Below are 10,576 nucleotides of genomic sequence, written 5' to 3'. Positions count from 1 at the left end.
GCCGCCGTCGTCGGCTACCCGCACGAGGTCAAGGGCCAGGGCATCTACTGCTACGTGACGCTGATGAACGGGGTCGAGCCCTCCGACGAGCTCAAGGCCGAATTGCAGGCCTGGGTGCGCCAGGAAATCGGCCCGATCGCCAAGCCCGACCTCATCCAGTGGGCCCCCGGCCTGCCCAAGACCCGCTCGGGCAAGATCATGCGCCGCATCCTGCGCAAGATCGCCGAGAACGACCACGGATCCCTCGGCGACACATCCACCCTCGCCGACCCCTCCGTCGTCGACAACCTCATCGAACACCGCGAAAACAGGGGCTGAGGGGATGCTGGGCCGCGGGTATCCCCGCGGCCCTCGCAATCTCCCTGCCCTGTCGGCGGAGCGCTCCTGCATCTCCGGACAAGGTGAACCCGACGTTTACCACGTGCACGGAATCCACGCCGCCGATCCGCCGTTTCATGGTAACATCACGAAATCGAAATCCTTTCGCGGAGACCGCCAGATGCAGATCACCACACCTGCAGTTCCGGCGGCCCCCATCGTCTCGGGCCATCCCTTCGGATTGCCGGGCGTCCCGCCCCGGTCCCCGGATCCGCGACGTGTCGAGGCCGCCACGGACAGCCAGACCGCCGACAACATGCCTGACCGTCAACCGGCGGCGGGTTCGCCGTCCGACAAGCTGGAAGCCGCGCTCGACGACCCGGGCGACCACGTGGCGCCGCCGTCCATCATGCAACTGCGCATCTCCGCCCTGCTGGCAGAGCGCTCGACACCGGCGCCCGCCCCCGAACCCGGCATCGAAGCGCGCGCCCGCAGCGCCTACGACAACGCTCCTCCGGCGGAGGGGCTGGGCGCGAATGCCGATACCGACAGCGCTCCGGAGCCCGAAGCCGCCGCGCCTGCGCCGCGCCCAGAGCCGACGGCCGATAGCCCCGAACCCGAGCGCCGTTGAAGCCAGGCAATCTCGCAGCCCATCTGCCCGCCAAGCGGACTGCTTTTCTTGCGTCCGACCTTCGCCTATAAGCCGCCTGACCCGCGGCACGTCGCGCGGGACCCGGGCAGACAAGGTCGAGGATCACATGGCAGACAGACAGCACGACGCGGACGTGGCGTTCATCCAGGCGCTCGCCGAACTTCTGCGCGACAACGATCTGACAGAGCTTCAGGTCAAGCGCGAATACGGCGACGACGACAGTCTCAGCGTCCGTGTCAGCCGCGCAGTGCCCCAGGCCCAGCCGGCGCCGCAGATGCAGGTCGCCGCGCCGGCACCGCCGCAGCAGCAACCCGCCCCCGCGCCGCAGGCCGAGGCGCCGGCTGAACCCGAGGACCCGGCACAGCATCCCGGCGCAGTGACCTCGCCAATGGTCGGCACCGTCTACATGCAACCCGAACCCGGCGCGGGCGCCTTCATCAGCGTGGGCGCGCAAGTCAGCGAAGGCGACACGCTGCTCATCGTCGAGGCGATGAAGACGATGAACCATATCCCCGCGCCCCGTTCCGGCACCGTGAAGCAGATCCTCGTCGACGACGGCGCGCCGGTCGAATACGGCGCCCCCCTCGTCATCCTCGAGTGAGCCCCATGTTCGACAAGATCCTTATCGCCAACCGGGGCGAGATCGCGCTGCGTGTCATCCGGGCCTGCCGCGAGATGGGCATCGCCAGCGTCGCCGTGCATTCCACCGCCGACGCCGACGCCATGCATGTGCGCATGGCCGACGAGACGATCTGCATCGGCCCCGCCCCTTCCGCGCAATCCTACCTGTCGATCCCGGCGATCATCTCCGCCTGCGAGGTCACCGGCGCCCAGGCGATCCATCCCGGCTACGGCTTCCTGTCCGAAAACGCGCGCTTCGTACAGATCGTGGAGGATCACGGGCTGACCTTCATCGGCCCGTCCTCCGAACACATCAGCATAATGGGTGACAAGATCACCGCGAAGGAGACGATGAAGGCGCTCGGCGTGCCCTGCGTGCCCGGCTCCGAAGGCGGGGTTGCCGATCTCGATACCGCGCGCGAGCTGGCGGCGGACATGGGCTACCCGGTGATCATCAAGGCAACCGCCGGCGGCGGCGGGCGCGGCATGAAGGTTGCCGGCACCGAGGCCGAGCTCGAGCGCGCCTTCCAGACCGCGCGCTCCGAGGCGCAGGCCGCCTTTGGCAACGACGCCGTCTATATCGAGAAATATCTGACCACGCCCCGCCACATCGAGGTGCAGGTTTTCGGCGACGGCAAGGGCGGCGCCGTACATCTCGGCGAGCGCGACTGTTCGCTGCAGCGCCGGCACCAGAAGGTGCTCGAAGAGGCGCCCGGCCCGTCGATCAGCGGCGAGGAACGCGCGCGCATCGGCAAGGTCTGCGCGGACGCGGTGGCCGAGATCGGCTATGCCGGGGCCGGCACGATCGAGTTCCTCTACGAGAACGGCGAGTTCTACTTCATCGAGATGAACACCCGACTGCAGGTCGAGCATCCGGTGACCGAGGCGATCTTCGGTGTCGATCTCGTCCGCGAACAGATCCGCGTCGCCGCAGGCGCGCCGCTGTCCTTCGCGCAGGAGGACCTGAAGATCAACGGTCACGCCATCGAGGCGCGCATCAACGCGGAGAAACTGCCGAGCTTTGCGCCCTCCCCCGGCCGGATCACGCAGTACCACGCGCCCGGCGGGCTTGGCGTGCGGATCGACAGCGCGCTCTACGACGGCTACCGGATCCCGCCCTATTACGACAGCCTGATCGGCAAGCTCATCGTGCACGGCCGCGACCGCGACGAGGCGCTGGCCCGCATGAACCGCGCGCTTGGCGAGCTGATCGTCGACGGCGTGGACACCACGATCCCGCTGTTCCGGGCGCTGCTGGAGGAAGAGGCGGTGAAAACCGGCGCCTACAACATTCACTGGCTGGAGCAATGGCTGGCCCAGGGCGAGGCGTGACGGTCTCTCCGGACCTCGTCCTGCAGGCCTACCGCGTCGGTGTCTTCCCAATGGCGGAGCATCGCAACGATCCCGAGATCTTCTGGGTCGATCCGCGTCATCGCGGCATCCTACCGCTGGACGGGTTCCACGTCTCGCGCAGTCTCGCCCGGACGCTGCGGCGGAACCGCTACGAGGTGACACTCGACCGGGACTTCGAGGGCGTGATGTCCGCCTGCGCCGATCGGCCGGAGACCTGGATCAACGAAGAGATCACGGCGTTATACGCAGCGCTGCACGCGCGCGGCGACGCCCATTCGCTTGAGGTCTGGCAGGACGGCGCGCTGGCCGGCGGCGTTTACGGCGTCACCTTCGACGCGGTGTTTTGCGGCGAGAGCATGTTCAGCCGGATCCGCGACGGATCGAAGATCGCCCTGGCCTGGCTGGTCGATCACCTGAACCGCGCCGGGTTCCGGCTGTTCGACACGCAGTTCCTGACCGCGCACCTCGCCTCGCTCGGCGGAGTGGAGATCCCGCGCGCGGACTATCATGCCCGGCTGAAGGAGGCGATGGCGCAATCCGCCGATTTTCACGCCGTCCCGCTGGCCGCCAGCGGTCAGGACGTGGTGCAGCGCATCACCCAGACGTCGTAGCGCGGATGATCCATCGGATTGAGCGCCGGGGCCGTGGCGATCATCCAGCCGCGGAAGACAGGCTCGGCCACGCCGATCTCGCGCACGGTGAGAAAGGCGAAGGCGTCTCCGGCGGGATCGCCCTGAGGATAGCGGCATTCGCCCAGCTCGATCTCGATCCGGCCCACGGACTGCGTTCCCCCGGCAGCCAGTTCGACGTCCGACACCTGACCAGTCAACTTGTCGAGCGCGCGGAGTGCCGCTCCGCCGCCCTGCGCGGTCGCCTGCTGCGCCGAGGCGCAGCTTGCCGCGGCCCAGAGGCCCAAGGCCCCCGCCAGCATGTGCAGACGCATTATTCGGGGCTCCACGCCTCGTAGTCGGCGCGCTCCACGGGTTTGTCCTGCCGGATGGAGCCCTTCGGCGCATAGGCCAGAGCGGTGCCGGTCAGGTTCTCCACGTGGGGTTTTTCCCAAGCCCGGTGAACCAGCGGCCGTTCCGTCGGCGGCTCCTTCCAGGTGTGGTGCAGCCAGCCGTGCCAGTCGGGGTCGACCCGGCTCGCCTCGGCTTCGCCGTTGAAGATCACCCAGCGGCGCTTACCGTCCTTGGTCTGGTAGAACGTATTGCCTTGTGCGTCCTCGCCCACCTTCTGCCCGTTACGGCGGGTATAGATCAGAGTGTTCAGCGTGCCACCGTTCCACCAGGTGACGGCTTGCAGCAGCGTCTTGAGGATGCCCATGGACGACTCCGTTGTGAACGGGCCGGTTATGCCGCAGGGCGGCGCATAGGTCCAGTGGTGTCGGAGAAAACGACGCGCGGTCGCGCGGCACGGGGGCAATCGGTTTTCTGAGAATGTCCCCGGAACAAATCCGGGGCCCTGCAGGCCCCGGATGGATATCGCGTCTCAGCTCCAGAAATCGGCGCTGACGCTGTCCATGGATTCGAGGTCTTCCTCGTTGAGACGGGTCACGAAGGAATAATCGTCCGCCGCCACGAAGTTCGCGTCTTCGACGGAGATCAGCACGTCCTTGTCGCCAATGTCGAGGAACCCGCCAATCGAGGCGACGAAGCCGCGCAGGTTCCCGGATTGGTCGAGCGCGACATCGGTGATCGTGCCGATCTGGTTCCAGTCGCCACCGACGGCATCATAGGTGAAATCCGGATCCCAGCCTTCGTCCTGGGCTTCGTTGGTCGTGTAGATGGGTGCGCCGGTGATGTCGGTCGTGCGGATCAGTTGACCTTGCATGGCCGACAGATCGTTGCTGTCCATGTTGCCGTCATTGGATGCGGCTTGCACCTCGTTGCCGGACTCGGACTGCATGCTGCCGGAGGCGTCGGCCTCCTGGTTGTGATTGTCGGCCATGGCGACCGTACCAAGAAGCGCGGCGGCGGTGGTTGCGAACATCGTTTTCATAACGTGGCTCCCTTTGCCTTTGCGTTGCGGGTCATCCCCGAAACACGTGCAGTCGGCGCACGTTCCAAAATCGAAAGAGACGCTCCAGGACAAAAAAAAGACGGCCGCGGAAGTCGCGGCCGTCGTAAGGGTATATAAGCTGCCTATCGCCCCCGGGCGGAACGGTCAGCCCGCGGTCGCCGATTCCTTCTTCTGGTCGGCGTAGATCATCAGCGGCTTGGCATCCGAATTCACCGCCTCGTCGTTCACCACGACCTCGGTCACCTCGTCCATGCCCGGCAAATCGAACATCGTGTCGAGCAGAATGTCCTCGAGGATCGACCGCAGACCGCGTGCGCCGGTTTTGCGCGCGATCGCCTTCTTGGCGATGGCGCTCAGCGCGTCGTCGGTGAAAGTCAGCGTCGTGTCCTCGAGCTCGAACAGACGCTGGTATTGCTTGACCAATGCGTTCTTCGGCTGGGTGAGGATCGTGATGAGCGCATCCTCGTCCAGATCCTCCAATGTCGCCAGAACCGGCAGACGGCCGACGAATTCCGGGATCAGGCCGAATTTGAGCAGGTCCTCGGGCTCGAGATCCTGGAAGACCTCGCCGATGTTACGGTCCTCGACGTTGCGCACATCGGCGCCGAAGCCCATGGCCGACCCCTTGCCGCGCTGCGAGATGATCTTGTCGAGGCCCGCGAATGCGCCGCCACAGATGAACAGAATGTTCGTCGTGTCCACCTGCAGGAATTCCTGCTGCGGATGCTTGCGCCCGCCCTGCGGCGGCACGCTTGCCACGGTCCCTTCCATCAGCTTCAGAAGCGCCTGCTGCACGCCTTCGCCCGATACATCACGGGTGATCGACGGGTTTTCGGACTTCCGCGTGATCTTGTCGACCTCGTCGATATAGACGATGCCGCGCTGCGCCCGTTCGACATTGTATTCGCTCGACTGCAGCAGCTTGAGGATGATGTTCTCCACATCCTCGCCCACGTAACCGGCTTCGGTCAGCGTGGTCGCGTCCGCCATGGTGAACGGCACGTCGAGAATGCGCGCCAGCGTCTGCGCCAGCAGCGTCTTGCCGCAGCCCGTCGGACCGATCAGCAGGATGTTAGACTTCGACAATTCGATGTCGGAAGATTTCGCCGCGTGGTTCAGGCGCTTGTAGTGGTTGTGCACCGCGACAGAGAGCACGCGCTTGGCCATCGCCTGGCCGATCACGTAATCGTCGAGAACCTTGGCGATCTCGTGCGGCGTCGGAACGCCGTCATGGCTCTTGAGCCCCGATCCCTTGGTCTCTTCGCGGATGATGTCCATGCACAGCTCGACGCATTCGTCGCAGATGAACACGGTCGGGCCGGCGATGAGCTTGCGAACCTCGTGCTGGCTCTTGCCGCAGAAACTGCAGTAGAGCGTGTTCTTGCTGTCGCCGCCAGAGTTCGTCGCCATATCAAACCTTTCCCGGCCTTCGTCAGTCTTCGGCCACCTCTGTCCGTCGCCCCGCACGGCCCGCGGAGCGACAGCTTGACGAGGAGACTAGGACAGTGGGCTGCCTGTCACAATCCGAAATGTTGTCACGGGACCGTCACCCCCGCATACGTGCTTAACGCCTAGCCGGCCGTGTCGGTTGCGGCTTCGCGGTTCTCGACGATCTCGTCGATGAGGCCCCAGTCCTTCGCATCCTCGGGCGACATGAAGTGGTCGCGCTCCAGCGCCGCTTCCACCTTCTTGAGTGTCTGGCCGGTGTGCTTCACATAGATCTCGTTGAGCCGCTTTTTCAGCTTCAGCGTCTCTTCGGCGTGGATCATGATATCCGTCGCCTGACCCTGGTAGCCGCCGGAGGGCTGGTGCACCATGATGCGGCTGTTGGGCAGCGAAAAGCGCATGCCCGGCGCGCCCGCGGTCAGCAGGAGCGAGCCCATGGAGGCCGCCTGCCCGATCACCAGCGTGGACACCTTCGGCTTCACGTACTGCATCGTGTCGTAGATCGACAGCCCGCTCGTCACCACGCCGCCGGGCGAATTGATGTACATGGAGATGTCCTTCGACGGATTCTCCGCCTCGAGGTGCAGAAGCTGCGCCACGATCAGCGACGACATCCCGTCGTGGACGGGGCCGTTCACGAAGATGATCCGCTCCTTCAACAGGCGCGAGAAGATGTCGTAGGCACGCTCGCCGCGGCTGGTCTGTTCGACCACCATCGGCACCAGCGTGTTCATGTAGGTCTCGAACGGATCGGTCATTGTCGCCTGCCTCGAATTGCCGGAAAGTGTAGCCCGTACGGCTTTAAGGGAGTCTTAGTGACGGCCCGGAGCACCCGCAAGGGGCGCACGGCGATTCAGCGGTGGCAGCGGACGTTGCACGCGGGCGCCACACTCAGGCCGCGCCGAACACCTGAACGTCAGCGCAGGCATGGGCCGAGCATTCCATCTCCAGCGTCGAATGGGCGATGCCGAAGCGCTCCCGCAGACGCTCCTTTACAGCGGCCTTGATCGCGTCGGCCCGGTCCCAGGCGCCCGGCGCCACGACCACGTGCGCCTCGAAGGAGGCGGCATGCTCTTGCATCTGCCACAGATGCGCATGGTGGATCTCTGCGACGCCCGGCACCGTGCGCGCCGCCTCGACCACCGCTTCGGCGTCGATCTGCGGCGGGGCGCCCAGCATCAGGATTCGGATCACCCCCGGCATCTCCGACAGGCTCATCCAGAGGATGTAGCCGGCGATGGCCAGCGTCACGACCGGGTCCACCCAGGTCCAGCCGAAGAGCAGGATCAGCGTGCCCGCAGCGATCACCGCGACCGATCCCAGCGCGTCGGCGAGGTTGTGCAGGAAGGCCGCGCGGATGTTCATGCTGTCCTTCGACATCGCCCAGGTCAGCGCCGCGGTTGCGAGGTCCACCACCAGCGCAACGGCGGCGATCACCACGACCAGCCAGCCGGTCACGGGCTCGGGCGCAAAGATGCGCAGCACCGCCTCGTAGACGAGGTAGAGCCCGATCAGCACCAGCGTGGTGTAGTTCACCAGTGCCGCGACCACCTCGGCCCGGCCGTAGCCGAAGGTCATCGCCGCATCCGCCGGGCGCCGGGCGATGCGCCGCGCGACGAAGGCGATCACCAGCGACGCGGCGTCGGAGAGGTTGTGGATCGCGTCGGCGATCATGGCGAGCGATCCCGACAGCAGCCCGCCGACGATCTGCACGACGGTCAGCAGAAGGTTGACGCCAACGGCGGCCGCAACGCGCCGGTCACCCGCCTCCGGGCCCACATGGGCATGATGATGATCGTGGGGCATGGACTCTCCGTTACGCGCAAGAGGTAGGGCCAGGGGGACCGCGCGATCAAGGGCACGGCTTGGCCGCGCACCGTCCGCGTGGCCTGAGGGGACACATTGCGCACCAAGATCACCATCTTCGCCCTTCGGGCCGCCGGTCCGGGCGCGTCCGACCAGCTCGCCAAGATCGCCGCCGTCCGGCCGGCCGCCTATCCCGGCGCCGGCAGCGCGATCGGTCTCGCGCTGTCGCTGCTGAGCCTCTGCGGCCTGCTCTTCGGCCTCGTCTCGGGAATGTCGTCGCCCGCGTGAGGCGGCGGCGCGTGCCGATCGCTGCGCTGGCCCCGTCGCGCTGGCGCGGCGACGGCGTCAGCCCGCCTCGGCGAGCCGCGCGACATAGCGCGCCAGCGTGTCGATCTCGAGGTTCACGCGGTCGCCGACCTCCACCGCGCCCCAGGTCGTGACCTCCTTGGTGTGCGGGATGAAGTTGATGCCGAATTCCGCGCCCTCGACCTCGTTCACCGTCAGCGACGTGCCGTTGAGCGCGATCGACCCCTTCGGCGCGATGAACCGCGCCAGAGCCTCCGGCGCGCGCAGACGCACCCGGGTGCTGTCGCCCTCGTCCCGGATCGACAGAACCTCGGCGACGCCGTCGACGTGCCCCGACACGATGTGCCCGCCCAATTCGTCGCCGACCTTCAGCGACCTCTCGAGATTGAGCCGGTAGCCCACGTTCCAGGCGCCGAGATTGGTCTTGGAGACGGTCTCTGCGCTGATCTCCACGTCGAACCAGTCGGTGCCGGTGCCGATCACCGTCAGGCAGACGCCGTCACAGGCGATGGACGCCCCCAGTTCGATGGTCGCGGTGTCGTATGCGGTGGCGATGCGCGCGCGCAGATCGCCCCTCTGCTCGACATCGCGGATCTCGCCCACGTCGGTCACGATTCCGGTAAACATGCGCTGCCCCCTTTCGGGCTGTCCCGCCCCAATCCGGCGCACGGGCCTTAATTTCGCCGAACTCCACACGTAACGTGGCGCTCCGAACGGCCTCGGGAATAGTCGCAGCCCATGACCAACGCAACCGGAGAGAGACGGGTTTTTCTGTTCCTGCAGGGACCGCACGGGCCGTTCTTCCACCGGCTCGGCGCGATGCTGCGCAAGACCGGGGCGGAGGTCTGGCGCGTCGGCTTCAACGCCGGGGATCGCGCCTTCTGGCCGCACCGCGCGTCATACATCTCGCATGCCGACACGCAAGAGTCATGGCCCGGGCATTTCGCCCGCCTGATCGAGGCGAAAGGGGTCACCGACCTTGTTCTCTACGGCGACGTGCGCCCGATCCACGCCGAAGCGGTGGCGCAGGCGCGCACCAGCGGGATCACCGTGCACGTGTTCGAGGAAGGCTACATGCGCCCGTACTGGGTAAGCTACGAACGCGGCGGGTCGAACGGGCATTCGCGGCTGATGGAGATGTCGATCGCCGACATGCAGGCGGCGCTGGCCCAGTCGGACATGGAGGCACCGCTGCCGCCAGCGCATTGGGGCGACATGCGCCACCACATCTTCTACGGCGCGCTGTATCATTTCTTCGTGCTTTGCCGGAACGGGGCCTACCGCACCTTCCGCCCGCACCGCGCGCTCAGCGTGCGGCAGGAATTCGCGCTCTACCTGCGGCGGCTGATGCTGATGCCGTACACGGCACTCGACCGGGCCGTGGCGCAATCGCGCATCCGCCTGGGCGGCTTTCCGTATCACCTGGCGCTCCTGCAGCTCGAACACGACTCGAGCTTCCAGAAGCATTCGCCCTTCTCGACCCTGACGGACTTCCTGTCGGTGGTGATCGAGGGGTTCGCCAAGGGTGCGCCGGGCCATCACCACCTGGTGTTCAAGGCCCATCCGCTGGAGGATGGCCGCGTGCCCGTGCGCCGCACGATCCGGGATCTGGCCTCGGCGCACGGCGTCGCGGACCGCGTGCATTTCGTGCGCGGCGGCAAGCTCGCGCAGCTTCTCAACGACGCTCGCACGGCGGTCACCGTGAATTCCACCGCGGCACAGCAGGTACTGTGGCGCGGCATCCCGCTCAAGGTCTTCGGCGACGCGGTCTATGCCAAGCCCGAATTCGTCTCGACCCAGCCGCTGGCGGAGTTCTTCGCCCAGCCCTCGCGTCCCGACAACCGCGCCTACAAGGACTACCGGCGTTACCTGCTGGAGACGAGCCAGCTTCCCGGCGGTTTCTATTCCGCGCGCGGCCGGCGCCAGCTCCTGCGCCAGGTGGTCGACATGATGCTGGCGCCGGACGATCCCTACGACGCGCTGCGCCACGGCACGGCCACGCCGCGTCAGGTCCTGCGCGTGGTGACCTGAAAGGTCCTGCCAGCGACCGCG

General features: G+C 66.5%; 14 protein-coding genes. 7 read left to right on the top strand and 7 right to left on the bottom strand.

Annotated features, from left to right (window positions below):
* The 5 genes from F3H57_RS17770 to aat all read left to right on the top strand — a co-directional run.
* The coding region (locus F3H57_RS17770; RefSeq protein WP_449421243.1) for an AMP-binding enzyme at window positions 1-318 on the top strand (318 nt) is incomplete at its 5' end.
* 181 nt (window positions 319-499) lie between these two features.
* Window positions 500-949, top strand: a complete 450-nt coding sequence (locus F3H57_RS17765) for a hypothetical protein (RefSeq protein WP_149757520.1) — start codon at window positions 500-502, stop codon at window positions 947-949.
* Between the two features lie 127 nt (window positions 950-1,076).
* Complete coding sequence (gene accB / locus F3H57_RS17760; RefSeq protein ID WP_149757518.1) at window positions 1,077-1,571, top strand: acetyl-CoA carboxylase biotin carboxyl carrier protein; 495 nt, start codon at window positions 1,077-1,079, stop codon at window positions 1,569-1,571.
* Window positions 1,572-1,576: 5 nt separating this feature from the next.
* The gene (accC, locus tag F3H57_RS17755; RefSeq protein ID WP_149757516.1) at window positions 1,577-2,923 is read left to right on the top strand and encodes an acetyl-CoA carboxylase biotin carboxylase subunit; all 1,347 of its coding nucleotides are present in this window, start codon (window positions 1,577-1,579) and stop codon (window positions 2,921-2,923) included.
* Window positions 2,920-3,555, top strand: coding sequence for a leucyl/phenylalanyl-tRNA--protein transferase (gene aat / locus F3H57_RS17750; RefSeq protein ID WP_149757514.1), 636 nt, complete (start codon window positions 2,920-2,922; stop codon window positions 3,553-3,555). The genes accC and aat overlap by 4 nt, the downstream gene beginning before the upstream one ends.
* Here the strand turns inward: aat and F3H57_RS17745 are convergent.
* The 6 genes from F3H57_RS17745 to F3H57_RS17720 all read right to left on the bottom strand — a co-directional run bounded on the left by F3H57_RS17745 (window position 3,519) and on the right by F3H57_RS17720 (window position 8,218).
* A complete protein-coding gene (locus F3H57_RS17745; protein WP_223163123.1) occupies window positions 3,519-3,887 on the bottom strand; it encodes a DUF2155 domain-containing protein in 369 nt (122 codons plus the stop codon). The genes aat and F3H57_RS17745 overlap by 37 nt on opposite strands.
* Window positions 3,887-4,270, bottom strand: a complete 384-nt coding sequence (locus tag F3H57_RS17740) for an NADH:ubiquinone oxidoreductase subunit NDUFA12 (RefSeq protein WP_149757512.1) — start codon at window positions 4,268-4,270, stop codon at window positions 3,887-3,889. Before F3H57_RS17740 ends, F3H57_RS17745 begins: the two co-directional genes overlap by 1 nt.
* A 165-nt stretch (window positions 4,271-4,435) precedes the next feature.
* Window positions 4,436-4,945 carry a PRC-barrel domain-containing protein gene (locus F3H57_RS17735; protein ID WP_223163122.1) on the bottom strand — a complete coding sequence of 170 codons (510 nt, stop codon included), beginning with the start codon at window positions 4,943-4,945 and terminating at the stop codon, window positions 4,436-4,438.
* Window positions 4,946-5,110: 165 nt separating this feature from the next.
* The gene (gene clpX, locus F3H57_RS17730; protein ID WP_149757510.1) at window positions 5,111-6,376 is read right to left on the bottom strand and encodes an ATP-dependent Clp protease ATP-binding subunit ClpX; all 1,266 of its coding nucleotides are present in this window, start codon (window positions 6,374-6,376) and stop codon (window positions 5,111-5,113) included.
* 161 nt (window positions 6,377-6,537) lie between these two features.
* The gene (locus F3H57_RS17725) at window positions 6,538-7,170 is read right to left on the bottom strand and encodes an ATP-dependent Clp protease proteolytic subunit (RefSeq protein WP_149757508.1); all 633 of its coding nucleotides are present in this window, start codon (window positions 7,168-7,170) and stop codon (window positions 6,538-6,540) included.
* A 133-nt stretch (window positions 7,171-7,303) separates the two neighbouring features.
* A complete protein-coding gene (locus F3H57_RS17720) occupies window positions 7,304-8,218 on the bottom strand; it encodes a cation diffusion facilitator family transporter (protein ID WP_149757506.1) in 915 nt (304 codons plus the stop codon).
* Window positions 8,219-8,314: 96 nt separating this feature from the next.
* Here F3H57_RS17720 and F3H57_RS17715 point away from each other — a divergent pair, with 96 nt between their 5' ends.
* Entirely contained in the window at window positions 8,315-8,506 is a 192-nt protein-coding gene (locus F3H57_RS17715; RefSeq protein ID WP_149757504.1) for a hypothetical protein, read from the top strand.
* Window positions 8,507-8,563: 57 nt separating this feature from the next.
* Here the strand turns inward: F3H57_RS17715 and F3H57_RS17710 are convergent, their stop codons facing one another.
* Window positions 8,564-9,151, bottom strand: coding sequence for a riboflavin synthase (locus F3H57_RS17710; protein ID WP_149757502.1), 588 nt, complete (start codon window positions 9,149-9,151; stop codon window positions 8,564-8,566).
* 111 nt (window positions 9,152-9,262) lie between these two features.
* Here F3H57_RS17710 and F3H57_RS17705 point away from each other — a divergent pair, with 111 nt between their 5' ends.
* Window positions 9,263-10,555, top strand: a complete 1,293-nt coding sequence (locus tag F3H57_RS17705; protein WP_149757500.1) for a capsule biosynthesis protein — start codon at window positions 9,263-9,265, stop codon at window positions 10,553-10,555.
* Window positions 10,556-10,576 lie beyond the last annotated feature (21 nt).

Source organism: Roseivivax sediminis (assembly GCF_900112685.1).
In the GTDB taxonomy this organism is placed as follows: Bacteria; Pseudomonadota; Alphaproteobacteria; order Rhodobacterales; family Rhodobacteraceae; genus Roseivivax; species Roseivivax sediminis.
Note: the sequence above shows the minus strand (reverse complement) of the source record. Positions and strands in the feature narration are given on the sequence as shown.

Excerpts from the sequence above, each read along its gene's own strand:
- F3H57_RS17765 (WP_149757520.1), top strand. The coding sequence starts at position 500 with ATGCAGATCACCACACCTGCAGTTCCGGCGGCCCCCATCGTCTCGGGC.
- accB (WP_149757518.1), top strand. The coding sequence starts at position 1,077 with ATGGCAGACAGACAGCACGACGCGGACGTGGCGTTCATCCAGGCGCTC.
- accC (WP_149757516.1), top strand. The coding sequence starts at position 1,577 with ATGTTCGACAAGATCCTTATCGCCAACCGGGGCGAGATCGCGCTGCGT.
- F3H57_RS17745 (WP_223163123.1), bottom strand. The coding sequence starts at position 3,887 with ATGCGTCTGCACATGCTGGCGGGGGCCTTGGGCCTCTGGGCCGCGGCA.
- F3H57_RS17740 (WP_149757512.1), bottom strand. The coding sequence starts at position 4,270 with ATGGGCATCCTCAAGACGCTGCTGCAAGCCGTCACCTGGTGGAACGGT.
- F3H57_RS17735 (WP_223163122.1), bottom strand. The coding sequence starts at position 4,945 with ATGAAAACGATGTTCGCAACCACCGCCGCCGCGCTTCTTGGTACGGTC.
- clpX (WP_149757510.1), bottom strand. The coding sequence starts at position 6,376 with ATGGCGACGAACTCTGGCGGCGACAGCAAGAACACGCTCTACTGCAGT.
- F3H57_RS17725 (WP_149757508.1), bottom strand. The coding sequence starts at position 7,170 with ATGACCGATCCGTTCGAGACCTACATGAACACGCTGGTGCCGATGGTG.
- F3H57_RS17720 (WP_149757506.1), bottom strand. The coding sequence starts at position 8,218 with ATGCCCCACGATCATCATCATGCCCATGTGGGCCCGGAGGCGGGTGAC.
- F3H57_RS17710 (WP_149757502.1), bottom strand. The coding sequence starts at position 9,151 with ATGTTTACCGGAATCGTGACCGACGTGGGCGAGATCCGCGATGTCGAG.
- F3H57_RS17705 (WP_149757500.1), top strand. The coding sequence starts at position 9,263 with ATGACCAACGCAACCGGAGAGAGACGGGTTTTTCTGTTCCTGCAGGGA.